The sequence below is a fragment of the Pseudomonas sp. D2002 genome (assembly GCF_013385735.1).
GTDB lineage: Bacteria > Pseudomonadota > Gammaproteobacteria > Pseudomonadales > Pseudomonadaceae > Aquipseudomonas.
The window spans coordinates 120,261-145,320 of the sequence record NZ_JACAPL010000010.1 but is presented as its reverse complement, the minus strand read 5'-3'; the positions used below and the strand labels follow the sequence as shown (position 1 = coordinate 145,320).

Below are 25,060 nucleotides of genomic sequence, written 5' to 3'. Positions count from 1 at the left end.
GTTGTGTCAGCTGCGCGGGGTCAGTCGCGGCAGTAGCCTTCGCCGGTATCGACAATCAGGCAGTCTTTTTTATCCGCCAGCCATTTCAGGCCGGTGGCTTCACCGTCGCCGGCGCTCAGCTGTTGCGGGCCGTCCGGGCGGGTAAAGGCGATGCCGTCTTCGTTAGCCTCACCCTTGAAGGTGCCTTCGTCGTCGGCGTCGAGGCCATACTTCATGGTCAGAATGTAATGACCACGGCCGATGCTGTCGTCCTTGGCGATGGTCAGGTTCAAGCCTTCGACGCCAATCCATTTGCCGACCCATTTGTCGGTGGGCGGGGTAGCCGGCACCAAGGTGGCTTGCACCGACGCCGGTGCGGGTTTGGGGGCTTCCTTGGACTCTTGGTTACAAGCAGTGAGCAGGGCGAAGGCAGAAAGAACGAAGAGTGTTTTTTTCATAGCGGCAAGGCCTTGGTTAAAAAGTGTGCAACGCGCGGGGAAACGTGCAGCGTTGGACTCAAATCCCGTGATTTAGTGCGCTGTTCGCACGGTGTTTGGTTATGCTCTTGGGGCGGACTCCGGCCCGCCTGCTAGATTACCGGGTTGAGTGCTATTGCGTTCAGTGCTCAGCGATCAGCCCGCCACGCAAGAGAATTCAATGACTGTCAGTACACCCCTTTCCGGCGTCAACCATCCTTTCAAAGGCATTTTGTTGATTGTGGTGGCGACGTTTCTGTTTTCCAGCCACGACGCCCTGTCGAAATACCTGGCCGGGTTCTATCCGATTGTGATGGTGGTGTGGGCGCGTTACCTGGTGCATACCTTGTTGATGGCCGGCATCTTCCTGCCGCAATCGGGCTTGCGCGTGCTGCGCAGCAAACGCCCCGGCATGCAGGTGGTACGGGCGTTGTGCCTGTTGGGCACCAGCCTGTTTTTTACCGCTGCGTTGCATTACATCCCGTTGGCGGAAGCCACGGCGGTGAACTTCCTCGCGCCAATCCTGGTGACGGCGCTATCGGTGCCGCTGCTCGGGGAGCACGTGACACGCGGCCAATGGCTGGCGGTGATCTGCGGGTTTGTCGGCGTGCTGATCATCATCCATCCCGGCGGTGAGCTGTTCACGCCGGCGGTGTTGCTGCCGCTGTGTTCGGCGCTGTTCTTCTGCTTCTACCAACTGCTTACGCGCATCCTCAGCCAGTACGACACGCCGACCACCAGCAACTTTTTTGCCGGGCTGTGCAATACCTTGGTGATGAGTGCGCTGGTGCCGTTCTTCTGGCATCTGCCGACGCTGTGGCACGGCGTGCTGATGTTGGCGCTGGGCACGTGCGGGATGACCGCCCACTTGATGTTGACCCAGGCCTTCCGCTTTGCGGCGCCGGCCTTGCTGGCGCCGTTCGGCTATTGCCAGATCGTGTTTGCGGGGTTGTTGGGCTGGCTGGTGTTCAAGCATACCCCCGACATGACCACGGTGGTCGGCATCGGGGTGATCTGCATGAGCGGGTTGGCCGCTGCCTGGCAGCAGCGGCGGCGTTGACTCAAACGTCGACTTTTGGAATTTTGCGCGGTGCCATGAAGTACATCCACGTCAGCGCAATGAAGTACATCGCCGGGATCAGCGTGAACAGTACGGTGTAGTTGTTGTTCGTGACCGTGAGGATATGACCGACGATCTGGGTCATGAACATGCCGCCAATGGCCGCGCACATACCCCCGAAACCGAACACCGTGCTCATCATGTGCTTGGGCGTGTAGTCCATCACCAGGCTCCAGATGTTGGCGGTCCAGGCCTGGTGCGCGCCGATGGCCAGGGAGATGGCGAACACGGCGACCCACAGCTGGCTGGAGCCCGCGGCCATGATGACGCCGACGATGCAGCAGGCAAACAGCAACATCGACAACAACCGCGCCTTGATCGGGTTCATCCCGCGGCCGATCAGGAACGAGGACAGAATCCCTCCGCCCACGCTGCCGAAGTCGGCGGTCAGGTAGATGATGATCAGCGGGATGCCCATTTGGGTTACGTTGATGCCCAGGTTGTATTGCTGGTTCAAAAACGGCGGCAGCCAGTACAGGTAGAACCAGAACACCGGCGCGGTCATCGCGTAGGCGAGGGCGAAGGCCCAGGTGCCACGCATACGCAGGATGCGGCTGAAAGGCACGCTGGGTTGGTCGGGTTCGACCTCCTGTTGCACGTAGTCCAATTCGGATTGTTTGGCCGTCGGATGGTCTTCCGGGTTGTAGTACTTCAAGCCCCAGAACACCAGCCAGATAGCCCCCAACGATGCCATGCACAGGAACGCCGCCTGCCAGCCCCACACGTGCAGGATCAGCGGCAGCAGCATCGGCGTCATCATTGCGCCAACGTTAGTGCCCGCGTTGAAGATACCCGTGGCCACCGCACGCTCACCGGCCGGAAACCACAGGCGGGTGGTCTTGACGCAGGCGGGGTAGTTGGCGGCCTCGGTCAGCCCGAGAATAAAGCGGCAGACCATAAACCCTACGGCCGAGGTGGCCAGGCCGTGGGCGCCGGTGGCCAGACTCCACAGCAGCACCGCGCAGAAGAACACGCGCTTCACGCCGACTCGGTCAATCAGCCGGCCTTGCAACACAAAGCCGATGGCGTAGCCGACCTGGAACCAGAAGTTGATGTTGGCGTAGTCCATCGCCGTCCAGCTCATCTCCTTGGCCAGGATCGGCTGCATCACGCCGAGCGCGGCGCGGTCGATGTAGTTAAGCGTGGTGGCGAAGAACACCAGGGCCAGCATGCCCCAGCGCGTTTTACCCACGGCCATGGCGCCGCGGATTTTGTCGCCGATACCGGCTTGCGGGTTGCCCGGGCGCGCGGCCAGGGCGGGATTTTGCAGAGGCATGAGGTCGTACCCGTTTTTTGAAATTTTTATGGTGTGTTCTGGGTCTTGGTGCAGGTTCGATGGTGCGCAGCGGTTAAAACATCGTCAATTCGCCAAACCGGCATAGTGTTCGGTAATCGCCCGAAAAACTAACTGGTTCGTACATTTTAATTGCTGCGTGTAGGCTAGGGGCGAATAATTTGTCGCAAACAACAATTGCCGGGAGTCGCCCCATGCAACGTTCCATTGCCACCGTTTCCTTGAGCGGCACCCTGCCGGAGAAGCTCGAAGCCATTTCCGCCGCCGGTTTTGATGGGGTCGAAATCTTCGAAAACGATTTGTTGTATTACGATGGCAGCCCACGGGAAGTTAGGCAGATGTGCGCCGACCTCGGCATCGCCATCACCTTGTTCCAGCCGTTCCGCGACTTTGAAGGCTGCCGCCGCGACCGCCTGGCGCGCAACCTGGAACGCGCCGAACGCAAGTTCGACTTGATGCAGGAACTGGGCACTGACCTGGTCTTGGTGTGCAGCAATGCTTCCGCCGATTGCGTCGGCGATGAACGTATTTTGCTCGACGACCTCAGCCTGCTCGCCGAACACGCCGGCCGCCGTGGTCTGCGCATCGGCTATGAAGCCCTGGCCTGGGGCAAGCATGTGAACACCTGGCAGCAGGTGTGGAACCTGGTGCGGCAGGTCGACCACCCGAGCCTCGGCGTGTTGCTCGACAGTTTTCACACCCTGTCACTCAAGGGCGACCCGAGTGGAATCGCCGATATTCCCGGTGACAAAATCTTCTTTGTGCAAATGGCCGATGCGCCGATCCTGGCCATGGATGTGCTGGAGTGGAGCCGGCATTTCCGCTGCTTCCCGGGGCAGGGCGAGTTCGACCTGGCGGGCTTTCTCGCGCCAATCATCAAGAGTGGCTACACCGGACCGCTGTCCCTGGAAATTTTCAACGACGGCTTCCGTGCGGCCCCGACCCGGGCCAATGCGGCGGATGGCTTGCGTTCGCTGCTGTACCTTGAAGAGAAAACCCGTCAGCGCCTGGCGCAGGAGCAACCTGCCAAGCCGGTCGATATTCTGTTTGAAACCCCGGCTGCCAGTGAATACGACGGCATCGAATTCCTCGAATTTGCCGTGGATGAAAACCTCGGCGCCAAGCTCACACAGTGGCTGGAGCGCCTGGGGTTCGTCAAAGCCGGGCAGCATCGTTCCAAGAGTGTGAGCCTGTTGCGCCAGGGTGACATCAACCTGATCCTCAACTGCGAACCCTATTCCTTTGCCCACAACTTTTTCGAAGCCCATGGGCCGTCGCTATGCGCCACGGCCATTCGGGTCAAGGACAGCGTCAAGGCGTTGCAGCGGGCGGTGGCCTACAAGGGCCAGCCTTATCGCGGTCTCGTGGGGCCAAATGAGCTTGAGCTGGCCGCCGTGCGCGCGCCGGACGGCAGCCTGATTTACCTGGTGGACCCAAGCGAAGGCGGGCTGTATGACACCGACTTCAACCTGCAAGCGAATACTGCCTCAAGCGGCGGGCTGCTGCGCATCGACCATATGGCCATGGCGCTGCCGGCCGACAGCCTCGACAGCTGGGTGCTGTTCTACAAGAGCCTGCTGGATTTCGAAGCCGACGACGAGGTGGTACTGCCCGACCCTTATGGCCTGGTAAAAAGCCGCGCGCTACGCAGCCGCTGCAGCTCGATCCGCCTGCCGCTGAATATTTCCGAGAACCGCAACACCGCCATTTCCCACGCGCTGTCGAGCTATCGCGGCTCGGGTGTGCACCATATTGCCTTCGACTGCGCGGATATTTTCGCCGAGGTAAGCCGGGCTAAAGAGGCAGGTGTGCCGTTGCTGGACATTCCGCTCAATTACTACGACGACTTGGCCGCGCGGTTTGATTTCGACGATGAGTTCCTCAGCGAGTTGGCGTACTACAACGTGCTGTACGACCGTGACGCCCAAGGTGGTGAGCTGTTTCACGTGTACACCGAGCCTTTCGAGGGGCGGTTTTTCTTCGAGATCATCCAACGCAAAAACGGCTACGCCGGGTACGGCGCGGCCAACGTGGCGGTGCGCCTGGCGGCGATGGCCAAATCCCGCAGCGGCGCGGTGCGCCAAGCACGGTTATGACTGACGGCCGGGTGCTTCCTTCGGGGAGCGCCTCGGCCCATAATCGCGGCCTGCACAACAAAAATGGCCGTGAGCGCACCATGACCCTGACCCCCGACCTCTCCGCTGTGTCAGACGCACCGCGCAAGAGTCGTAAGAACAACCCGGAAAAGACCCGCGAAAATATCCTTCAGGAAGCCATTGTCGAGTTTGTTCAGCAGGGCCTGTCCGGCGCTCGCGTGGATGCCATCGCCGAGCGTATCCACACCTCCAAGCGCATGATCTATTACTACTTCGGCAGCAAGGAGCAGTTGTACGTCGAAGTGCTGGAGAAACTCTACGGCGACATTCGCAACACCGAAACCCGCATGAACCTCACGGCCCTGGAACCGCGCGAAGCGATACGGCGGCTGGTGGAATTCACCTTTGATCACCATGACCAGAACGTGGATTTCGTGCGGATCGTCAGCATCGAAAATATCAACAACGCCGAGTACGTAAAGCGCTCGGACTCGATCAAGGCGATGAACAGCAATATTCTCGAAGGGCTGGGGGCAACGTTGCGGCGGGGCGCCGAGATGGGGTTGTTCCGCCAGGGGTTAGACCCGTTGGACGTGCACCTGCTGATCAACTCATTCAGTTTTTACCGGGTGTCCAACCGTCATACATTCAGTGAGATTTTTCAGATCGAGCTGGCGGACGAAGCGGTTAAACAACGGCACCGCGAGATGATTTGTGACTCGGTGATGCGCTACCTCCAGGCTTGATTCAGCGAGTTACCTCAGTGGGAGCGGGCTTGCTCGCGAATGCAGTGTGTCAGTCAATGCATCCGGTGACTGACACACCGTATTCGCGAGCAAGCCCGCTCCCACAGTTGGATTGGGTTTCGCCAGTTAAGTATTCATGCTCTGAAAGTGCGCCAACATCCTCTGCGCATCCGGCGCTTCGCCACTGAACAACTCGAACGCCTTCACGGCCTGAAACACCGCCATGTTGCCGCCATCCAGCGTGCGGCAACCCAAGGCGCGGGCGTCGCGCAGCAGCTCGGTTTCGAGCGGGAAATACACGATTTCCGCAACCCATAATTGCGCCCGCAACAGGCTGCTCGGCACCGGCGTGCCGGGCAGTTTGGCCATGCCCATCGGCGTGGTGTTGACCAAACCATCCGCCTCAGCGATGGCGCTTTCCAAATGGTTGCCGACCTGGGCGCGGCCGCTGCCGAAATGCTGCGTGAGGTTATCCACAAGGTCGCGGGCGCGAGCCTTGTCTACGTCGAAAATGCTCAACTGTTCCACGCCTTCCGCCAGCAACGCATGGGCCACTGCCGCACCTGCACCGCCGGCGCCCATCTGCACCACGCGTTGACGCGCAACATCACTTAAATTGCGCCGAAACCCTTCGGCGAAACCCAGGCAGTCGGTGTTGTGACCGATGCGTTTGCCGTTCCTGAACACCACGGTGTTGACCGCGCCAATGCCTCGAGCTTCGTCGGATAACTCATCGAGTAACGGTAGGATCGCTTGCTTGCACGGGTAGGTAATGTTCAACCCGGTGAACTGCATCCGCTCGGCGGCGTCCAGCAGGTCGGGCAGGGCGTTGATGTTCAGTTGCAGCGGTTCCAAATCAATCAGGCGGTACAGATAACGCAGGCCCTGGGCGTCACCTTCCTGTTCATGCAGGGCAGGGGTGCGGGAGGCTTGGATGCCCGAGCCGATCAGGCCGGCGAGGATGCGCGGTTTCATCAAGGTCACCCTTTCAACGTGTGGCTGAAATGTTCCAGGGCCAGGTGGTAGCCGTGGCTGCCGAAGCCTGCGAGCACTGCCTTGGCAATGGGTGAGACAAAGGAGTGATGCCGAAACGCCTCACGTGCGTGCACGTTGGATAAATGCACTTCGATCACCGGCACTTCACTGGCGACGAGGGCGTCGCGAATCGCTACCGAAGTGTGGGTCCAGGCCGCGGGGTTGATCACGATGCCGGCGCACCGGGCGCGGGCGCCGTGGATCCAGTCGAGTAATTCACCTTCATGGTTGGTCTGGCGGAACTCGATTTTCAGCCCGAGTTTTTCCGCGCTGCGGCCGCACAGGGCGGCGATGTCGGCCAGGGTTTCATGGCCATAGGTGGCGGGCTCGCGAGTGCCGAGCAGGTTGAGGTTGGGGCCGTTGAGCACCAGCACGATAGGCGGCATTTAGGGGTTCTCCACAGTTCTTATAGGTTGTGAAGATAAAATGTACTGGATGGTTAATTTGGTCAATTGATGGCGGCGGATGTGTTCGATTATCGAACCGTTATTCAGCACGTTCGTACTGGATAATCAGATTAGATATCAATTGAAAATCATTCTCGACAACGCTTAAGATGCCGGTCTGTTTCCATCACATTCCAGGGAGTCGGTTTGTCGGACGTGGATCTCAAAGGCCTGTTTCTCAAGCACGCCGATACCCTGCGCGGGTATCTGGCGCGCAAGGTGCGGGACCCGCAATTGGCCGCAGACCTGGTGCAGGAGAGTTTCCTGCGCCTGGCGGAAAAACCGGCCGGCGAGCGCATCGACAACTCCCAGGGCTATCTCTATCGAACGGCGAGCAATCTGCTGATCGACCATATTCGCCAGGAAGCGCGGCGCAAGACAGACTCCGTGCCCCACGAGGCGCTGGCCGAGATTGAAGACGACGTGGCCGGCTTGGAGGCGCAGGCAATGGCGCAGCAGCAGCGACAGGCATTGAAGCAGGCACTGGCGGAGTTGCCGGAACGCACCCAGCAGGTTTTCCGTCTGAACCGCATCGAAGGCATGACCCATGCCCAGGTTGCCCGGCGCCTGGAGATCTCCGACAGCTCTGTGCAGAAGCATCTGGCCAAGGCCTTGGCGTATGTGATGCAACGCTTGCAGGAAGGCGAGGTGAAGCCATCCGACGAATGAATTACCGAAAAGCGCCGGGCCAGACGTCACAGCGTTTACATAACGAAAATTCGAGATTCACACGTGAATAGCCAGGGTCCGCAACAGCACAGCATTACCGAGGCGGCCGCCGAGTGGGCGGTGCGCCTGCACGCCGGTGCCCTGACCGAACAGGAGCAGGCCGAGCTGCGACATTGGATCGCCTGCGACAGTCGCCATGAGGCCGCATTGCGTTTTGCCGAGCAGACGTGGGCCGCCTTGGGCGAGTTGCACAAGGACGAACCGGTGCATCGCCAGCGCCCATCTTCAGCACCGTTGCCGGTGCGCCGGCCCAAACGGCGCAGACTCTGGCAGCGCGTGGCGGCCGTCGCGGTGGTTGTGCTGGTGGCGGGCGTTGGCTGGGTGCGTGGGCCGGATGCCTTGCTGCGCCTGCAGGCTGACTATGTCACCCAGAAAGGCGAAGTGCGTACGGTGCACCTGGCCGACGGCAGCGCTGTCGTGCTGGATTCTGCCAGCGCCATCCGCTTGGACTACGACGGCGTACAGCGGCGCATCAGCCTGATTCAGGGCTCGGCGATTTTTGATGTGGCGCCCATGACCGGGCAGGAAACGCGGCCGTTCGTGGTGCAAAGTGCCGCCGGGCAGACGCGTGCGTTGGGCACGCGGTTTGTGGTCGAGCGTGAAGGGGCCAGCCAGGCCTGGGTTGGCGTGCTACAGCACAGCGTTGAAGTGTCTCTGCAAACCGCACCCAAAAACGGCCCGAGCGAATCCGTGCTCAAGGAGGGCCAGGTCGCGCGCTACAGTCCCCGGGACGGCGTGGTGGCGCTTGATCGATTCGATGTAGAACGCGCCACCAGTTGGCGGCGCGGTGTGTTGATTTTTGACCGGTTGCCACTGGCCAAGGTCATCGAGCAACTCAACCGCTATCGCCCAGGCCACGTGGTGTTGACCAACCCGACCTTGGGCGATCGCGAAGTCAGCGGCGTGTTCCGCCTCGACATGCTCGATACCGCTCTGGGCACCTTGACCCAGGAACTCCAAGTGCAACGCTTGGACCTGGCGGGCCTCAGCCTGATCTATTGATAAGCCGGTGGGAGACCTGCCTCCCGCCGTGCGCGACACACCTTCCTGAAAAACTTTCCCAAAACACTTACTGACTTCCTGGGCCTCGTACGTCTTGCTAGGTGAGAAGCATTCGCACAAACAAAAACGCTCAGCGCAGGGAAACCAGAAATGTCAGCACTCACCAAGGGGCGTGTCACCGGTAGCCGGTTAGCCCTTGCCATTCACTTGGGACTGTTCGCCATAACAGCTCCGGTGTATGCCGCGCAACCCCAAGCGGGCGCCACCCAGCCTGCGGTGCAGATGTTCGATATTCCGGCGCAACCTTTGGGCAGCGCCGTGCTGGCGTTTGCTGATCAAGCCGGCCTGCAAGTGCTGTTCGACAGCCAGCGTCTGCAAGGCTTGAGCAGTACGGCACTGAAGGGCAGCTTCAGCGTGCAGGAAGGCCTTGGCCGTTTGCTCGGCGGCGCACCGGTGGAGTATCGCTTTACCGGCGAGCGGCAGGTCACCCTCAATCGCGTCGCTGACACCCACGACGGCGCCATGACCGTCGGCACCACCACCATCACCGGCAACACCAACGGCCAGGCCGGCGATTGGGTGTATCAGAGCCCAAAGTCCGTGGCCGTCATCAGCCGTGACATGATCGACAAACGCCCGCCCCGTCACGCCGCCGACATGCTCGAAGAAACCGCTGGCGTCTACACCGCCGTCAATCAGCGCGACCCTGGCCTCTCTGTAAACATTCGCGGCGTGCAGGATTATGGCCGGGTGAACATGAACATCGACGGCATGCGCCAGAACTTCAACGTCAACGGCCACCAGCAGCGCAACGGCACGATGTTGATCGACCCGGAATTCATCTCCAGCATCGAGATCGACAAGGGCAGCCAGTCGGGCCAGGGCGGGGCGGCAGTGCTGGGCGGGATTGCTTCGTTCAAGACCTTGGACGCCAGCGAATTTCTTAAAGATGGCAAAGAGATCGGCGGGCGTTTTCGCGCCGGCAGCGGCATCGGCGAGCTGGGTAACGGCACCTACTTCAACGGCAGCGGGGTGGTTGCCTTTGGGGATGAGCGCGGCGATGTGCTGCTGGGTTACAGCGAGCGGCATTTCGGCAACTACCGCGCGGGCACCCATAACGATCAAAAGCTAGGCACCCATATGCGCGCGCGTAAATACGCGCCGGCGGCCTTTGATGATTGGTTGAACAGCGAAGTTGGCGATATGGGCAGTGTCACCCGTTCGCAGATCGTCAAGTTCGGTCTGAACCTGCCCAATGACCAGCGCGTGCAGCTGAGCTACCTGGAAAGCGACAGCGACAGCAATGATGCCTGGGCTTACATCGCCGATGACCTGCAGAGCGTCTACTACCATCGCGTGAGCAAGAACAACCTCAACGCCAAGAACTTCGCGCTGGACTACAGCTACACGCCGGATGACCCGCTGATCGACCTGAAAGCCAAGGTCTACTACGTCACCACTCAGCTGGATCGCGCCAATACGCCCACGCTGTCCACGCCAGGCACGGGGAACTACGTGGGCGCCTACACCGACCACTTCCAGACCGACACCTGGGGGCTGCAGGGTGACAACACCTCGCGCTTTGATTTCGGAGAGCGCGGCCATCTGAGCTGGAACTACGGCCTGGAGATGTACCAGGACGAGTTCAAACCACGCACCAACAAAGTTGAGGCCGCCAACGACCTCGCACTGCTGCCCTATGCCGAAGGCAGTACGCCGAGTGGCAAGCGCACCATCGCCAGCCTGTTCAACAACCTGCAATACGAATACGGCGATTGGCTGACCCTGGATGCAGGCCTGCGTTACGACCGCTATCGGCTCGAAGGCCAGACCGGCATGACCTTGTACCGGCGCGACCGCTTCTTCAATAGCCTGGTGGGCGCAAAGCGTGTGTCGGAAGTGATCGATGTGGACCGTGAAGAAGGAAAGTTCTCCCCCACCTTCGGTATCGCGGTCAAGCCGGGCGTTGACTGGTTGCAACTCTATACCCGTTGGGGCAAGGGCTGGCGCCCGCCGGCGGTCACCGAGACCTTCATGACCGGCCGCCCCCACGGCGGAGGTACCGGGGAGCGGGTGTTCCCCAACCCGTACCTCAAGCCTGAAGAATCGCGGGATTGGGAAGTGGGCACGAACGTGTTCAAGGAGGGCTTGTTCTTCAATGACGACCGCCTCGGCATGAAGGTGGCGTACTTCGATACCCGAATTGAAAACTTCTCCTTCCTCAACACCAGCGTCAGCTTGCCGGAAACCCAAGTAGGCGGTTTTCTCGGGACCATGGCCTACGTCAACAACACCAACCCGACGCGCTTTCGCGGTTTGGAATACCAGCTCAATTACGACATGGGCCGCGCATACGCCAACCTCAGCTATACGCACATGATCGGCAGCAATGAGTTCTGCTCGAAGAACTATTACATGGGCGGGGCCAAGACCACCGGGCCAAGAACCACGCGCCTGGAACGCTTCACGCTGCCGAACGGGCGCATCAGCCTGCGGCCGGTCACAACCTACGAAGTGCTGGACGACAACGTCGCCAACAACAAGGAAAGCTGCGGCCGAATCATGGGCAACGCCACCTACATGCCTGCCGATCGCGGCTCGCTGACGCTGGGCGCGCGCTTCCTGGAAAAGCGCCTGGATACCGGCGTGCGTGTGCGTTACAGCGCGGGTAACGGCGAAAACCTCAATCAGCAAGGCTACGAGCTGATGGACCAGGCGATGTGGCCGCAATACACCCTCTATGACCTGTACGCCAGTTACTGGATGACCGATCACCTGAACATCGCGCTGGCGTTGGAAAACGCCACCGACGAAGCCTATTTCGTCGCCATGGGCGATGCCAACAACCTCAGCCTGGCGCGCGGGCGGACGCTGAGCGGGATGCTGGAATACAAGTTCTGATCCGTGTGCCACGGCACGCGATCAAAGGTTTTGCCCAAGGCTGGGCAAAAAAGCGCGCCGCTTTGGCGTGCTCATCAAAAACGTTGTTTAACGAGGTTTAGCGATGACTATTTCTGTTAGCTACGATTCGGGCCTGGGTTCACTGTCGGTCTCCGACTACCTGAGCGCTTGGGCTGTTGGGTTCAACACGGCTGGCCACGGCGCCAGCAACACCGGTGGTTTCAGCAACGGCACCCTCAGCGGCGATCAGTATTCGACCCACGGCGCCAGCGGCTCCGAATACGCGTTTATCGCCGACAGCGACACCAGCAATGGCCTGCACTATGTGTTCAACCCTTCGCTGCCTGCCGGCAACAACCTGAACCACTACCTGTGGGGCGACCTGGACAACGTGCAACTGGGCACCGGCCTGGCCGGCGGTAGCGGCAGCGACTTCACCTTGAACGACTTCAAAGTCGCATTCAACGGCCTCGACCTGAGCGCCGCCGAAGGTGCCGGCCGTGCGGGCAACGATGTGCAAAGCGTGATCTTCGGCCTGATGCAGGGCAACACCACTGCGCTGGAAACCGTGCTCAACAACGTGCTCGACGACTTTGGCCTGTCCACTGCCAGCACCTTCGACGAAGTGTCGGCGGGCCTGGCGGCACACGCCAGTGCAGCCAGCGCGGACGTCGCCCTGGTCGGCGTGCAAGATGTGGCGCAGGACTGGGCACTCGCTGCCTGAATCACTGCTGCATGAAAAAAGCGAAGGGGAGATCGCTCTCCCGTTCGCCGCATGACACACCGCCGTCGCTAAAGCCTTCTACTTCTTCAAGCGGCGGCGGTGCCAAATTCTGCGCAGCGCCGTATCGCCTGTCAACGCGGCGGCGTTGCCCGCTTAACCCTTTGAGAATCCCAGATGCGCCACGTCGGCAACGAAACCCTGGCCGCCCTCACGGCCTATAAAAGTGGCTTCTTCAACATCGGCCTGTTCTCGGCGGTGATCAACCTGCTGATGCTGGCCCCGGCGCTCTACATGCTGCAGGTGTACGACCGGGTGCTGGCTTCGGGCAATCAGATGACCCTGCTGATGCTGACGTTGATGATCCTCGGCCTGTTCGGCCTGATGGGCGCGTTGGAGTGGGTGCGCAGCCAGGTGGTGATCCGCCTCGGCACACAAATGGACATGCGCTTGAACCAGCGGGTGTACGACGCCGCGTTCGAAGCGCAACTCAAGGGCAGTACCCAAGCGGCAGGCCAGGCGTTGCAAGACCTGACCACCCTGCGCCAGTTCGCCACCGGCCAGGCACTGTTCGCATTTTTTGATGCGCCGTGGTTTCCGGTGTACCTGCTGGTGATTTTCCTGTTCCATCCCTGGCTCGGCCTGTTGGCGTTGGGCGGTGCGGTGTTGTTGATCGCGCTGGCATGGGTCAATCATTACGTCAGCCAGGCGCCAATGGCCCAGGCCAGCCAGCTCGCCATCAGCGCCAGCCAGCAGGCCACGGCCAACTTGCGTAACGCTGAAACCATCGAGGCCATGGGCATGCTCGCCACGTTGCGCGGGCGTTGGTTCAGCCAGCATCAAGGGTTTCTCGCCCAGCAGAACATGGCCAGTGAAAAGACCGCCGCCGTCACCGCCTGGTCCAAGGGCGTGCGCCTGGCGCTGCAATCACTGGTGCTGGGGTTGGGCGCATTGCTGGCGGTGCAGGGCGATATCACGCCGGGGATGATGATCGCCGGCTCGATCCTGATGGGCCGGGTGCTCAGCCCTATCGACCAGTTGATCGGCGTGTGGAAGCAATGGGGTTCGGCGCGCCTGGCCTATGAGCGGTTGTCGCAGCTGCTGGCGGACAACCCGGCGCGCCCGGTGCGCATGAGTTTGCCGGTGCCCAAAGGCCAATTGACCGTCGAGCTCGTCAGCGCCTGCGCGCCGGGCAGCCGTCGGCCGGCGTTGGCCAACCTCGGTTTCGACCTGCCGGCCGGCGAAGTGCTGGGCGTGATCGGACCGTCGGGTTGCGGCAAATCCACGTTGGCGCGCGTGCTGGTCGGCGCCTGGGCACCGCTGGCCGGCAAGGTGCGCCTGGACGGCGCCGACCTGACTCAGTGGGACAAGCAGCAACTCGGCCCGCACATCGGCTACCTGCCGCAGGACATCCAACTGTTCGCGGGCAGCATCGCGCAAAACATCGCGCGGTTTGCCGTGGTGCAGGCCGACAAGGTCCTCGCCGCTGCACAGATGGCGGGTGTACACGAGCTGATCCTGCAATTGCCCCAAGGCTACGACACACCACTGGGCGAAGGCGGCGCCGGTTTGTCCGGCGGCCAGAAACAACGTGTGGCGCTGGCGCGTGCGTTGTACGGCCTGCCCGCGCTGATCGTGCTGGATGAGCCCAACGCCAATCTCGACGAAGTCGGTGAACAGGCGTTGCTCCAGGCCATTGCGCAACTCAAGCAGCAGCGGCGCACCGTGATTCTGATTACCCACAAAGCCAACGTGCTGACCCTGACCGATCAGTTGCTGATCCTCAAGGACGGCCAGCTGCAGGCCTTCGGCCCGACCGCGCGGGTATTGGAGGCGCGGCAGAAACCCACGCCAAGCAAACCGGTGTCGAGCATGAGCATGAGTTACCGCCTCAGTGAAGGAAAACAGGCATGAGCCAAAGCAAACCGCTGCTGGTCAGCGGTCAGCCCAATAATGTGCTGGCGCTGGACGACAAAAAATACGCACGCCTGGGCTGGTTGCTGGTGCTCGGTGGTTTTGCCGGGTTTCTCGGCTGGGCGGCGTTGGCGCCATTGGACAAGGGCGTGGCGGTGTCCGGAAAGGTGATGGTCTCGGGCCATCGCAAAACCGTGCAGCACCCCACCGGCGGCATCGTTGAACGCATCGAGGTGCGCGACGGTGAAACGGTCAAGGCGGGCCAGGTGCTGCTGCGTTTGAAGGAAACGCCGCTGCGCGGGCAGATGCAATCCTTGCGCAGTCAGTACCTGGCTTCACTGGCCAGCGAAGCGCGCTTGACTGCCGAAAGCGAAGGTTTATCGGCGATCGCTTTTGGCCCCGAACTGCTCAATGAGCCGGATGCCGCCAGCCTTCTGAATTTGCAGCGGCAATTGTTCATTAGCCGCGCCCAGGCGCTGGCCACCGAGCAGCAAGCCCTGCGCGAAACCATTGCCGGGGCCGAGGCGCAGTTGCGTGGCACACGGGATTCGCAAGCGAGCAAAGTCCAGCAAAGGGCCGCACTGAACGAGCAACTGCAAGGCCTGCGCGAGTTGGCGCGCGACGGCTATATCCCGCGCAATCGCCTGCTCGACAGCGAGCGCCTGTACGCGCAAATCGACGGCACCATCGCCGAGGATTTCGGCCGCATCGGCCAGCTGCAACGCCAGGTCCTCGAGCTGCGCCTGCGCATTCGCCAACTCGGTGAAGACTTCCAGAAAGACCTGCGCAGCCAGTTGGCCGACACCCGCACCCGCAGCGACGACCTGCGCAATCGCCTGGCCTCGGCTGAGTTTGAGTTGGCCAACAGCTTGGTGCGCGCGCCGGCTTCCGGCGTCGTCGTAGGGCTGCAGGTGTACACCGAAGGCGGCGTGATCAAGCCTGGCCAGGCGTTGCTGGATATCGTGCCGCAAGGTGAACCGCTGCTGGTGGAAGCGCGCGTGCCGGTGCAGATGATCGACAAGGTGCACCCTGGCTTGCCGGTGGAGTTGCTGTTCTCGGCGTTCAACCAAGCCACCACGCCTCGGGTGGCCGGTGAAGTGACAATGGTTTCGGCGGACCGCCAGGTCGATGAACGCACCGATGAGCCGTATTACACGCTGCGCGCCCAGGTCAGCGCGGCGGGTATGCAGCAACTGGACGGCGTGCAGGTTCGCCCCGGCATGCCGGTGGAAACCTTCGTCAAAACCGGCGAGCGCTCGATGCTCAACTATCTGTTCAAACCCTTGCTGGATCGCACCCACATGGCCCTGGTGGAAGAATGAAGGCGCTGTTGTTTAGCGTGTTTTTGAGCTGTGCCCCGGCGGCGAACGCTTTGGGTTTGCTGGACGCTTATGACCTGGCCCTGCGCAACGATCCGACGTTTCAGGCGGCCATTCAGGAACGCGAAGCCGGTGAAGAAAATCGCGTGATCGGGCGGGCTGGGTTATTGCCGAATTTGTCGTGGAGTTACAACAACTCGCGCAACGAGTCCGAAGTGACGGCGGGTGATGTCACCAGCGACCGCGACTACCGCAGCTACGCATCGACCCTCACCTTGCAGCAACCGCTGTTGGATTACGAAGCCTACGCGCGCTTTCGCCAGGGCACTGCCCAGGCGCTGATGGCGGATGAGCGCTTTCGCGGCAAAAGCCAGGAGCTGGCCGTGCGTGTGCTCAGTGCCTACAGCCAGGCCTTGCTGGCCCAGGAGCGCATCGAGTTGAGCCGCGCGCAGAGGCGTGCGTTTGTCGAACGTTTGCAGCTCAATGACCGCTTGCTGAAGGGCGGCGAAGGTACGCGCACGGATGTGCTGGAAACCCAGGCGCGGCTGAGCCTGGCCCAGGCCGAAGAGATCGAATCTCTGGATGCCCAGGACAGCGCCCTGCGCGAGCTGGAAGCCATCGTCGGCCAACCGTTGCAGATTGAGGAACTGGCGCCGCTGGCCAGTCAATTCGAGATCCCGCCGTTGGAGCCGAACCGCTTCGACACCTGGCGCGAATTGGCCATGGCCAACAACCCTGAACTCAAGTCCCAGCATCACGCGCTGGACGTGGCCGCTTATGAAGTGGAGCGCAAACGCGCCGGGCATCTGCCCAAAGTCAGCCTGTACGCCAGCAGCCGAAAAACCAGCTCCGATTCGGAAAGCAGCTACAACCAGAGGTACGACACCAACAGCGTCGGCATCCAGGTCAGCTTGCCGCTGTTTGCCGGTGGCTCGGTGTCGGCGTCCACGCGCCAGGCGGCGAACCAGCTGTCCCAGGCCCACTATGAATTGGACGCGCAAACCGCCGCCACACTGGTGGAGCTGCGCAAGCAATTCAACCTCAACACCAGCGGCGCGGCGAAAGTGCGTGCCTATGAGATGGCCGTCAGCTCTGCCACGGCGTTGGTGACGGCCACGAAAAAAAGCGTCAGCGGCGGCGAGCGGGTCAACCTCGATGTGCTCGACGCCGAGCAACAACTGTTCACCGCCCGCCGTGATCTGGCGAATGCGCGACATGCGTATTTGCTGGCGCGGATTCAGCTGAAGTATTACGCGGGGTTGCTGAACGAGCAGGACTTGCGGGCGTTGGCGGGGTATTTCCAGCCGTCGGCATGAGTGGTTACAACCGGGCATTCGCCGGGTTGTTCGTCGTTACTAATCTGTGAAACAGCTTCGGGATTTTGGAGCCGGTTGTCGGGCTGCACGAGGAAAAGTGTAACTCGACGGAGAATAACCTAACGGATGGGTTACGATGAGAGTAGGTGCTTATAAAGGATATGTAATTTCGGTGTTCGTCAGGGATGAGCATTGCCCGCCTCACGTGCATGTCAGGGGCAAGGCATGGGATGCACGGTTTCGTTTCAGTTTTCTGGATGGGGAAGTGGAGTTGTGGGATGTGGAACCTGAACGAAGGCGACCACCCACAGCGATCCTGAAGGAAATACGCGAGGCGATCATGCAGCGGCACTACTTGGCGCGGGCACGCAGGATTTGGTGGGAAAAACTGCAAACGGTTTGCCTGGAGAATCATTCCTGGGATTGGGACGCTGGTGAATTGGTTCAAGGGTTGGTCATTCGACGTGGTGTCTATGTCATCGCAAGTGCCTGGCACGACGTTGTAGAGCAACGGACAATTTTGAATCTGGTAAGAGCGCCAGATTGCGTGGGGATTAATTTATGAAAATTGTAAAAGCGAAAACTGTGCCCTATAAGCCGCTCACTGAGGCCGATGTCGACAAGGCAATCGCCCGTGGGCGCAAGCTCAAACGTCTGTACGCCAACGCCAGCGACGTGCGCTATGAAAGCGAGTGCATTTCCATCGGCTTCAGCGACGGCAGCCGCGTCATGTTGCCTGTGGCGGGGCTACCGGAGTTCGAAGGGTTTTCCCAGGAGGACTTTCAGCAACTTGAGGTCGGCTTTGGCGGCAAGGCGTTGTGCTGTGAGGCGCAGGATCTGGACGTGTCGATCACCGGCCTCATCGCCACCAGCCAGCCCTTGATGGACCTTGCGACAAGCCTGGTAGCCTCGCGCAACGGTCGCAAAAGCAGCGCCGCCAAGTCGGCGGCCGCCCGAGCCAATGGCAAGAAGGGCGGTCGTCCACGCAAGAAAGAAGAGGATGGCGCTGAATTACCGCCGGGTCAGTAACACCCCGGACTCCATATGGTGCGTCCACGGGAACTGGTCAAACATCGCACACTGGGTAATGCGGTGCGTGTCATGCAGTTGCGCAATGTTCGCCGCCAACGTCTCCGGGTTGCAGGAGATGTACAGGATGTTATCGAAGCGACGGGTCAGCTCGCAGGTGTCCGGGTCCATGCCGGCGCGCGGCGGGTCGACGAACACGCTGCCGAATTCGTAGCTTTTCAGGTCGATGCCGTGCAGGCGGCGGAATGGGCGCACTTCGTTGAGCGCCTCGGTGAGTTCTTCGGCAGACAGGCGCACCAAGGTAACGTTATCCACAGCGTTTTCATCGAGGTTGCTCAGGGCCGCATTCACTGAGGTCTTGCTGATCTCGGTGGCCAGCACTTTGCGCACGCGGGTCGCCAACGGCAGGGTGAAGTTACCGTTGCCGCAGTACAGCTCCAGCAAGTCATCCGGGCGATCGCCCAAGGCTGCGTAAGCCCAATTGAGCATCTTCTGGTTCACCGTGCCGTTGGGCTGGGTGAACGCGCCTTCGGGTTGGCGATAGCTGAACGTGCGCCCGCCGACTTCGAGTTTTTCCACCACATAATCGTGGCCGATCACATCGCGCTTGCCCTTGGAGCGGCCGATGATGCTCACATTCAAGTCGGCCGCGAGCTTGTTCGCGGCTGTGTGCCAGTGCTCGTCCAGCGGGCGGTGATAACACAGGGTGATCATCGCGTCGCCGGCCAAGGTGGTGAGGAACTCCACCTGGAACAGCTTGTGGCTCAGCGCCGCGCTGGCTTGCCAGGCGGCCTTGAGTTGCGGCATCAACTGGTTGATGCGCTGGCTTGCGATGGGGAATTCTTCGATCAGGATCGGCGTGCGCTTGTCGTCCTGGGAAAACATCGCGTAGTGGCGCTCGCCGCCTTCGCGCCACAGGCGGAACTCTGCGCGCAGGCGGAAGTTCTGCAGCGGCGAATCGAAGACCTGCGGCTCGGGGGCGTCGAACGGTGCCAGCAGGTCACGCAGGCGCGTGACCTTGTCTTGCAGTTGAGCGGTGTAGCTTGCGGCGTCAAAAGTCATGCGTTGAACCAGCCCAGCTTGATCACAAACAGAATCGACAGAATCACCAGTGCCGGGTTCAGCTCACGGTAGCGGCCCGAAAGCAGCTTGATGGCGGTCCAGGCGATGAAACCGAAGGCGATGCCGTTGGCGATGGAGTAAGTGAAGGGCATTGCCAGGGCGGTGATCACCACCGGCGCTGCAACAGTAATGTCGTCCCAGTCGATTTCGGCCAGGCCGGAGGTCATCAGCACGGCCACGAACAGCAGCGCCGGTGCGGTGGCGAAGGCAGGCACACTGGCAGCCAGCGGCGAGAAGAACAGCGCCAGCAGGAACAGGATGGCGACCACGATGGCGGTCAAACCGGTACGGCCACCAGCACTCACGCCCGCAGCGGACTCGATGTAGCTGGTGGTGGTCGACGTACCCAGCAGCGAACCGGCCATGGCCGCGGTGCTGTCGGCGATCAGGGCACGGCCCATTTTCGGCATGTGGCCGTCCTTGCCCATCAGGCCGGCGCGCTTGGCGACGCCGATCAGAGTGCCGGAGTTGTCGAACAGGTCAACGAACAGGAACGCGAAGATCACGCTGACCAGGCCAATATCCAGCGCGCCTTTGATATCCAGTTGCAGGAAGGTCGGGGCCAGGGATGGCGGCACCGAGATCACGCCGCCGAACGGGGTGACATTCAACAGGATCGAAACAATGGTCACTGCCAAGATGCCGATCAGCACCGCACCGCGCACGGCCAGGGCTTCCAGGGCCACGATGAGGATAAAACCAAAGGTGGCCAGGATCGGCGCGGGTTGTTTCAGGTCGCCCAAGCCCACCAGGGTATTCGGGTTGCCGACCACGATGCCGGCGTTATGCAGGGCGATCAGCGCCAGGAACAAGCCGATACCGGCCGCAATCGCCGAACGCAGGGGCAGTGGGATGCTGTTGATGATCCATTCACGGATGCGAAAGATCGACAGCAGGAAGAACAGCACCGCCGAAATGAACACCGCACCCAGCGCTACTTGCCAGGTGTGGCCCATGTGCAGGACCACGGTGTAGGTAAAGAAGGCGTTGAGGCCCATGCCCGGCGCCAGTGCGATCGGGTAGTTGGCGATCAGGCCCATCACGGTCGAACCGATGGCGGCGGCCAGGCAAGTCGCGACGAACACCGCGCCCTTGTCCATGCCGGTCTCGCCGAGGATGCTCGGGTTCACGAACAGAATGTAGGCCATGGCCAGAAAGGTCGTGATCCCCGCGAGAATCTCGGTGCGCACATTGGTGTTGTGTGCCTTGAGTTGAAACAGCTTTTCCAGCATGCCGGCTCCCTGTGACGCTATTTTGCGTCGTTATTTGTTGACCTCTAAGTCAAAGCACAAACTGCGCCAAGCGCCTGTGGTTTCAGAGAGGATCGGAAAAAGCGGCGCATCATACCAGCAGCCGAAGGCCAATGGCGTATAGGCTTGGTTTTGTGGGTTCATGGCCTTGAGGCATACTGCGCCGACGTTTAATCCAGGGTCGTTACCAGCATGAAAAAAGCCAACGCCAGCAGTCTAGCTCTGTTCGCCATTCTCGGCCTGTGGCTCGGTGCAGCACCGGCGTGGGGCGCGTCTGCACCGGCGTTGAGCGAGGTGCGGGTGTTCAAGGTGCAGTCGGCCAGTTGCACCGAAACCATCCCTGAACGCGCGGTCAGCACCCAAATGTGCACACATCGTGGGCAAACGCTGGTGTACGTGATGGAAGTCGGGCTGGGCAATAGCTCCCAGGCGTTCTTCGATGGCGCGCCAGTGTCCGGCACCAGCACCGCCATCTGCCAGGTGGGCTCGGTCAGCCAGGCGTGCAGCGGCGCGGGCACGTTGATGGGCTACATCTATACGTTCCAGTTGAATATCCAAGCTGGCGGCACCTTCCAGTACAGCAACACCTCGATCAACCCGCCGCGCAATCAACTGGTCACCACCCTCAGCATTCGCTGATCGCCACCTATCAATTGCCTTGAACGCTCAAAACCCCGGGAAGTCGTACCCCTGAGACGGCGACTTTCCTGAACGCCGCGGATGGATACCAACCCGTGAGGTGTTTATGAGCGCAACCCCTAATGGCGCGGCGGCCAAGCCGTTCGTCAGCCACCCGATACGCCTGACTCTGAACGGTCAGAGTCGCCAACTGGACGTGTTGCCCTGGACCACCTTGCTCGACCTGTTGCGTGAGCAACTCGACCTGGTCGGCAGCAAAAAGGGCTGCGACCACGGCCAATGTGGCGCCTGCACCGTATTGCGCGATGGCAAACGCGTGAACGCCTGCCTGACCCTGGCGGTGATGTGCGATGGCGCCGAGCTGACCACCATCGAAGGCTTGGCCCAGGGCGACGTGTTGCACCCAATGCAGCAGGCCTTTATCAAGCATGACGCCTTCCAGTGCGGCTACTGCACCCCCGGCCAAATCTGCTCCGCCGTCGGCCTGGCCAATGAAGGCCGTGCCCACGACACCGCGCAGATCCAGGAACTGATGAGCGGCAACCTGTGCCGCTGCGGCGCCTACAACAACATCCGTGATGCCATCGAAGACGCCTTGCCGGCCTGTCGCGCCCAGGGAGGTGAGCAATGAACCCCTTCCAGTACAGCAAGCCCGCCGATGTGCACGAGGCCGTGCACCTGAGCAGCGCCGCGTCGCGCTTTATCGCCGGTGGCACCAACCTGCTGGACCTGATGAAAGAAAACATCAGCCGCCCCGAACACTTGATCGATATCACCGGCCTGCCGTTGCATGAGGTTGAAGAAACCGCCGACGGTGGCTTGCGCATCGGCGCGCTGGTGAGCAACGCCGACCTGGCCTGGCACCCGTTGATCGAGCAGCGTTACCCGTTGCTGTCCCAGGCCATCCTGGCCGGCGCCTCGCCGCAATTGCGCAATATGGCCAGCACCGGTGGCAACCTGTTGCAGCGCACCCGTTGTTACTACTTCTATGACGCCAATGTGCCGTGCAACAAGCGTGAGCCTGGCAGCGGCTGCCCGGCGCGCACCGGCTTGAACCGCATCCACGCGATCCTCGGCGCCAGCGAGCACTGCGTGGCCACGCATCCCTCGGACATGTGTGTGGCCTTGGCCGCGCTGGACGCGCGGGTACACGTAGAGGGCCGTGGTGGTGCGCGGATTATCGAGTTTGCCGACTTCCATCGACTGCCCGGCGATACGCCGCAGCGCGACAACCTGCTGGCTGACGATGAGTTGATTACTGCCATCGAGTTGCCTGCCGACCATCTGGCCAATCACAGCCATTACCTGAAAATTCGCGACCGGGCCTCCTATGCCTTCGCCTTGGTTTCCGTCGCCGCCGCCCTTGAGCTGGACGGCGACCGCATCGTCGATGCACGCCTGGCCCTCGGCGGCGTGGCGCACAAACCGTGGCGTGACCGCGCGGTGGAAGCCGCACTGATTGGCCAGTCCGTCAGCCGTGAAACCTTCAGCGCCGCCGCCGACGCCTTGCTGCAAGACGCCGAGCCCTTGGAACACAACGGCTTCAAGATCAAGCTGGCGCGCCGCGCAATTATTCGCGCCCTGAGCGATGCCGCTGTCGCAGGAGAACGCCCATGACCGCTGTCGGCAAACCCTTGGACCGCGTCGACGGTCTGCTCAAAGTGACTGGCCAGGCACGCTATGCCGGTGAGTATCCCGAAAAAGGCTTGCTGCATGGCAGTGTGGTCTCCAGCACCATCGCCAAAGGCCGGGTCGTCAGGATCGATGCGTCCAAAGCCTTGGCGCTGCCGGGCGTGGTCATGGTGCTTGATCACCTCAACCGGCCCAAACTCGCCAGCTACGATGAGGCTTTCGTCGACGCCGATGCGGCGGATGGCTCGCCATTTCGCCCGCTGTATAACGACCGCGTGCTGTACAGCGGCCAGCCGTTGGCGCTGGTGATTGCGGATAACCTGGAACTGGCGCGGCATGCTGGCTCGCTGGTCGAGATCGAGTACGCCAGCGAAGCCTTCGACACCGACCTGGTGGCCCTGCAGGAGCAGGCGTACCCTTCGCCGCAAACGCCACCTGCGCCACGCGGCAACTTCCAGGCCGAATGGGCCGCGGCCGCCGTCAGCCTCGACATGCACTACAGCACGCCGATCGAACACCACAACCCGATGGAGCCCCACGCCAGCACCGTGCTGTACCAAGCGGACGGCACCCTGCATATCCACGACAAGACCCAAGGCCCGCAGAACTGCCAGGCTTATGTGCAAAAAGTCTTCGGCTTGGATAAAAGCCAGGTGCGGATTTTTGCCGCGTTTGTCGGCGGCGCCTTTGGCTCGGGCCTGCGCCCGCAATATCAACTGCCGTTGGCGGTGATGGGCGCGCTGGCACTCAAACGATCGGTGCGCGTCACCCTGACACGCCAACAAATGTTCACCTTCGGCTACCGCCCGCGCACCTTGCAGCGTTTGCAGATGGGCGCCGCCGCCAATGGCCGCCTGCTCGCGCTGGGGCATACCGCGATTGGCCAGACGTCGCGCTTCGAAGATTTCAGCGAACACGTGGTGGAATGGAGCGGCATGCTCTACCAGTGTGACAACGTGCAATTGACCTACAAACTGGTGCCGCTGGATGTGTACACGCCAATGGACATGCGCGCGCCCGGCGCCGCGTTGGGCGTGATCGGCCTGGAATGCGCCATGGATGAACTGGCGTGTGCGCTGGGCATGGACCCGGTGCAACTGCGCCTGATCAACTACGCCGAGCGCAACCAGGCCGAAGACAAACCCTGGTCGAGCAAAGCCCTGCGCGAATGCTACAGCGAAGGCGCCGAACGCTTCGGCTGGAGCCAGCGCAACCCGGAGCCGCGCAGTATGCGTGACGGTAACCAGTTGATCGGCTGGGGCATGGCCGGCGGCGTGTGGGAAGCCATGCAAATGAAGGCCAGCGCCAAGGCGCGCATCGACACCGAGGGCAAACTGACGGTGAGCAGCGCCACCACCGATATCGGCACCGGCACCTACACGGTCATGACCCAGATTGCCGCCCAGGCCAGCGGCGTGCCAATGGGCGATATCCAGTTTTTGCTGGGCGACTCGTCCTTGCCCACCGCGCCTTTGCAGGGCGGCTCGTTCACTGTGTCGTCCGTCGGCACCGCCGTGCAGCAGGCGTGCGAAGCGCTGAATGCCAAATTGCTGAAGATCGCCCGGCAGACTTACCCGGTGTTCAAGGACGCAGAGGTCGTGCGCTTTGAAGACGGCCAGTTGCACACGGGGGATGTGAGTGTGTCGTTGGCCCAACTGATCAAGGACAGCGGCGAAGAGGCATTGGAGGTACAGGTCGACAGCGAGCCGGACAAAAAACGTGAAGGCTACGCCACGGCCACCCATTCGGCGGTGTTTGTCGAGGTTCGGGTCGATGAAGACCTGGGCACCATCAAGGTCCGCCGGGTGGTCAGTGCGATTGCGGCCGGGCGCGTGGTTAATCCGAAGATGGCCCGCAGCCAGATCCTCGGCGGCGTGGTGTGGGGCATTGGCATGGCGTTGCATGAGGAAACCCAGACGGATCATCAACTGGGTCGCCACATGAACCACAGCCTGGCCGAATACCACATCCCGGTGAACGCCGATATTGGCGAAATTGACGTGATTTTTGTCGAAGAACACGACGAAGTCGTCAACGCCCTCGGGTCCAAGGGTGTCGGTGAGATTGGTATCGTCGGGGTCGCGGCGGCGGTGGCGAATGCGATTTATCACGCCACCGGCAAGCGCGTGCGGGACTTTCCCATCACCCTGGATAAGGTGCTGTAGCGCAAACCTTAAACCCGCCGAAGATCAAAATGTGGGAGCGGGCTTGCTCGCGAATACGGAGTGTCAGTCACCTATTCCTTAACTGACACACCGCATTCGCGAGCAAGCCCGCTCCCACATTTTCTGTAT

The 25,060-nt window shown here is 61.3% G+C and carries 22 protein-coding genes; 16 read left to right on the top strand and 6 right to left on the bottom strand.

The window, feature by feature from the left end:
- Positions 1 to 20: 20 nt before the first annotated feature.
- Positions 21 to 437 carry a lipoprotein gene (locus tag HX783_RS20300; RefSeq protein ID WP_159960084.1) on the bottom strand — a complete coding sequence of 139 codons (417 nt, stop codon included), beginning with the start codon at positions 435 to 437 and terminating at the stop codon, positions 21 to 23.
- Between the two features lie 199 nt (positions 438 to 636).
- Here HX783_RS20300 and HX783_RS20295 point away from each other — a divergent pair, with 199 nt between their 5' ends.
- Complete coding sequence (locus HX783_RS20295) at positions 637 to 1,515, top strand: DMT family transporter (protein ID WP_159960082.1); 879 nt, start codon at positions 637 to 639, stop codon at positions 1,513 to 1,515.
- A 1-nt stretch (position 1,516) separates the two neighbouring features.
- On the opposite strand, the gene HX783_RS20290 is transcribed toward HX783_RS20295, so the two are convergent.
- The gene (locus HX783_RS20290; protein ID WP_177018035.1) at positions 1,517 to 2,851 is read right to left on the bottom strand and encodes an MFS transporter; all 1,335 of its coding nucleotides are present in this window, start codon (positions 2,849 to 2,851) and stop codon (positions 1,517 to 1,519) included.
- Between the two features lie 212 nt (positions 2,852 to 3,063).
- Here HX783_RS20290 and quiC point away from each other — a divergent pair, with 212 nt between their 5' ends.
- Both quiC and HX783_RS20280 read left to right on the top strand, forming a co-directional pair.
- Positions 3,064 to 4,965, top strand: a complete 1,902-nt coding sequence (quiC, locus tag HX783_RS20285) for a 3-dehydroshikimate dehydratase QuiC (RefSeq protein WP_177018034.1) — start codon at positions 3,064 to 3,066, stop codon at positions 4,963 to 4,965.
- A gap of 80 nt (positions 4,966 to 5,045) precedes the next feature.
- Complete coding sequence (locus HX783_RS20280; protein ID WP_177018033.1) at positions 5,046 to 5,711, top strand: TetR/AcrR family transcriptional regulator; 666 nt, start codon at positions 5,046 to 5,048, stop codon at positions 5,709 to 5,711.
- Positions 5,712 to 5,837: 126 nt separating this feature from the next.
- Here the strand turns inward: HX783_RS20280 and HX783_RS20275 are convergent, their stop codons facing one another.
- Both HX783_RS20275 and aroQ read right to left on the bottom strand, forming a co-directional pair.
- A complete protein-coding gene (locus tag HX783_RS20275; RefSeq protein ID WP_371317699.1) occupies positions 5,838 to 6,686 on the bottom strand; it encodes a shikimate dehydrogenase in 849 nt (282 codons plus the stop codon).
- Positions 6,687 to 6,691: 5 nt separating this feature from the next.
- Complete coding sequence (aroQ, locus tag HX783_RS20270) at positions 6,692 to 7,132, bottom strand: type II 3-dehydroquinate dehydratase (RefSeq protein WP_145162258.1); 441 nt, start codon at positions 7,130 to 7,132, stop codon at positions 6,692 to 6,694.
- 207 nt (positions 7,133 to 7,339) lie between these two features.
- Here aroQ and HX783_RS20265 point away from each other — a divergent pair, with 207 nt between their 5' ends.
- The 9 genes from HX783_RS20265 (at position 7,340) to HX783_RS20225 (ending at position 18,123) form a co-directional block, all read left to right on the top strand.
- Positions 7,340 to 7,861: an RNA polymerase sigma factor gene (locus HX783_RS20265; RefSeq protein ID WP_159960072.1), complete on the top strand. Its 522-nt coding sequence runs from the start codon at positions 7,340 to 7,342 to the stop codon at positions 7,859 to 7,861.
- A gap of 63 nt (positions 7,862 to 7,924) precedes the next feature.
- A complete protein-coding gene (locus HX783_RS20260) occupies positions 7,925 to 8,923 on the top strand; it encodes a FecR family protein (protein ID WP_177018032.1) in 999 nt (332 codons plus the stop codon).
- 150 nt (positions 8,924 to 9,073) lie between these two features.
- Positions 9,074 to 11,824: a TonB-dependent receptor gene (locus HX783_RS20255; RefSeq protein WP_177018031.1), complete on the top strand. Its 2,751-nt coding sequence runs from the start codon at positions 9,074 to 9,076 to the stop codon at positions 11,822 to 11,824.
- Positions 11,825 to 11,927: 103 nt separating this feature from the next.
- Complete coding sequence (locus tag HX783_RS20250; protein ID WP_177018030.1) at positions 11,928 to 12,548, top strand: heme acquisition protein HasA; 621 nt, start codon at positions 11,928 to 11,930, stop codon at positions 12,546 to 12,548.
- A 174-nt stretch (positions 12,549 to 12,722) separates the two neighbouring features.
- Positions 12,723 to 14,459, top strand: a complete 1,737-nt coding sequence (locus HX783_RS20245) for a type I secretion system permease/ATPase (protein ID WP_177018029.1) — start codon at positions 12,723 to 12,725, stop codon at positions 14,457 to 14,459.
- Positions 14,456 to 15,781, top strand: a complete 1,326-nt coding sequence (locus tag HX783_RS20240) for an HlyD family type I secretion periplasmic adaptor subunit (RefSeq protein ID WP_177018028.1) — start codon at positions 14,456 to 14,458, stop codon at positions 15,779 to 15,781. The genes HX783_RS20245 and HX783_RS20240 overlap by 4 nt, the downstream gene beginning before the upstream one ends.
- A complete protein-coding gene (locus HX783_RS20235; protein ID WP_177018027.1) occupies positions 15,778 to 17,094 on the top strand; it encodes a TolC family outer membrane protein in 1,317 nt (438 codons plus the stop codon). Before HX783_RS20240 ends, HX783_RS20235 begins: the two co-directional genes overlap by 4 nt.
- Positions 17,095 to 17,230: 136 nt before the next feature.
- A complete protein-coding gene (locus HX783_RS20230; RefSeq protein ID WP_177018026.1) occupies positions 17,231 to 17,659 on the top strand; it encodes a DUF4160 domain-containing protein in 429 nt (142 codons plus the stop codon).
- Positions 17,656 to 18,123, top strand: a complete 468-nt coding sequence (locus HX783_RS20225) for a DUF2442 domain-containing protein (RefSeq protein WP_177018025.1) — start codon at positions 17,656 to 17,658, stop codon at positions 18,121 to 18,123. Before HX783_RS20230 ends, HX783_RS20225 begins: the two co-directional genes overlap by 4 nt.
- Here HX783_RS20225 and trmA read toward each other — a convergent pair.
- On the bottom strand, positions 18,106 to 19,185 hold the full coding sequence (gene trmA / locus HX783_RS20220; protein WP_159960054.1) for a tRNA (uridine(54)-C5)-methyltransferase TrmA: 1,080 nt from the start codon (positions 19,183 to 19,185) through the stop codon (positions 18,106 to 18,108). The genes HX783_RS20225 and trmA overlap by 18 nt on opposite strands.
- Positions 19,182 to 20,477: an NCS2 family permease gene (locus HX783_RS20215; protein ID WP_159960052.1), complete on the bottom strand. Its 1,296-nt coding sequence runs from the start codon at positions 20,475 to 20,477 to the stop codon at positions 19,182 to 19,184. Before HX783_RS20215 ends, trmA begins: the two co-directional genes overlap by 4 nt.
- A gap of 210 nt (positions 20,478 to 20,687) precedes the next feature.
- Here HX783_RS20215 and HX783_RS20210 point away from each other — a divergent pair, with 210 nt between their 5' ends.
- The 4 genes from HX783_RS20210 to HX783_RS20195 all read left to right on the top strand — a co-directional run bounded on the left by HX783_RS20210 (position 20,688) and on the right by HX783_RS20195 (position 24,931).
- Positions 20,688 to 21,134, top strand: coding sequence for a DUF4879 domain-containing protein (locus HX783_RS20210; RefSeq protein ID WP_177018024.1), 447 nt, complete (start codon positions 20,688 to 20,690; stop codon positions 21,132 to 21,134).
- A 106-nt stretch (positions 21,135 to 21,240) separates the two neighbouring features.
- Complete coding sequence (locus HX783_RS20205; protein ID WP_159960048.1) at positions 21,241 to 21,765, top strand: (2Fe-2S)-binding protein; 525 nt, start codon at positions 21,241 to 21,243, stop codon at positions 21,763 to 21,765.
- The gene (locus tag HX783_RS20200; protein WP_177018023.1) at positions 21,762 to 22,751 is read left to right on the top strand and encodes a xanthine dehydrogenase family protein subunit M; all 990 of its coding nucleotides are present in this window, start codon (positions 21,762 to 21,764) and stop codon (positions 22,749 to 22,751) included. Before HX783_RS20205 ends, HX783_RS20200 begins: the two co-directional genes overlap by 4 nt.
- On the top strand, positions 22,748 to 24,931 hold the full coding sequence (locus HX783_RS20195; RefSeq protein WP_177018022.1) for a xanthine dehydrogenase family protein molybdopterin-binding subunit: 2,184 nt from the start codon (positions 22,748 to 22,750) through the stop codon (positions 24,929 to 24,931). The genes HX783_RS20200 and HX783_RS20195 overlap by 4 nt, the downstream gene beginning before the upstream one ends.
- The last annotated feature ends 129 nt before the right edge of the window (positions 24,932 to 25,060 follow it).

Bases quoted from the DNA above. Each gene is read 5' to 3' on its own strand.
- HX783_RS20300 (WP_159960084.1), bottom strand. From the start codon at position 437: ATGAAAAAAACACTCTTCGTTCTTTCTGCCTTCGCCCTGCTCACTGCT.
- HX783_RS20295 (WP_159960082.1), top strand. From the start codon at position 637: ATGACTGTCAGTACACCCCTTTCCGGCGTCAACCATCCTTTCAAAGGC.
- HX783_RS20290 (WP_177018035.1), bottom strand. From the start codon at position 2,851: ATGCCTCTGCAAAATCCCGCCCTGGCCGCGCGCCCGGGCAACCCGCAA.
- quiC (WP_177018034.1), top strand. From the start codon at position 3,064: ATGCAACGTTCCATTGCCACCGTTTCCTTGAGCGGCACCCTGCCGGAG.
- HX783_RS20280 (WP_177018033.1), top strand. From the start codon at position 5,046: ATGACCCTGACCCCCGACCTCTCCGCTGTGTCAGACGCACCGCGCAAG.
- HX783_RS20275 (WP_371317699.1), bottom strand. From the start codon at position 6,686: ATGAAACCGCGCATCCTCGCCGGCCTGATCGGCTCGGGCATCCAAGCC.
- aroQ (WP_145162258.1), bottom strand. From the start codon at position 7,132: ATGCCGCCTATCGTGCTGGTGCTCAACGGCCCCAACCTCAACCTGCTC.
- HX783_RS20255 (WP_177018031.1), top strand. From the start codon at position 9,074: ATGTCAGCACTCACCAAGGGGCGTGTCACCGGTAGCCGGTTAGCCCTT.
- HX783_RS20250 (WP_177018030.1), top strand. From the start codon at position 11,928: ATGACTATTTCTGTTAGCTACGATTCGGGCCTGGGTTCACTGTCGGTC.
- HX783_RS20245 (WP_177018029.1), top strand. From the start codon at position 12,723: ATGCGCCACGTCGGCAACGAAACCCTGGCCGCCCTCACGGCCTATAAA.
- HX783_RS20240 (WP_177018028.1), top strand. From the start codon at position 14,456: ATGAGCCAAAGCAAACCGCTGCTGGTCAGCGGTCAGCCCAATAATGTG.
- HX783_RS20235 (WP_177018027.1), top strand. From the start codon at position 15,778: ATGAAGGCGCTGTTGTTTAGCGTGTTTTTGAGCTGTGCCCCGGCGGCG.
- HX783_RS20230 (WP_177018026.1), top strand. From the start codon at position 17,231: ATGAGAGTAGGTGCTTATAAAGGATATGTAATTTCGGTGTTCGTCAGG.
- HX783_RS20225 (WP_177018025.1), top strand. From the start codon at position 17,656: ATGAAAATTGTAAAAGCGAAAACTGTGCCCTATAAGCCGCTCACTGAG.
- trmA (WP_159960054.1), bottom strand. From the start codon at position 19,185: ATGACTTTTGACGCCGCAAGCTACACCGCTCAACTGCAAGACAAGGTC.
- HX783_RS20215 (WP_159960052.1), bottom strand. From the start codon at position 20,477: ATGCTGGAAAAGCTGTTTCAACTCAAGGCACACAACACCAATGTGCGC.
- HX783_RS20210 (WP_177018024.1), top strand. From the start codon at position 20,688: ATGAAAAAAGCCAACGCCAGCAGTCTAGCTCTGTTCGCCATTCTCGGC.
- HX783_RS20205 (WP_159960048.1), top strand. From the start codon at position 21,241: ATGAGCGCAACCCCTAATGGCGCGGCGGCCAAGCCGTTCGTCAGCCAC.
- HX783_RS20200 (WP_177018023.1), top strand. From the start codon at position 21,762: ATGAACCCCTTCCAGTACAGCAAGCCCGCCGATGTGCACGAGGCCGTG.
- HX783_RS20195 (WP_177018022.1), top strand. From the start codon at position 22,748: ATGACCGCTGTCGGCAAACCCTTGGACCGCGTCGACGGTCTGCTCAAA.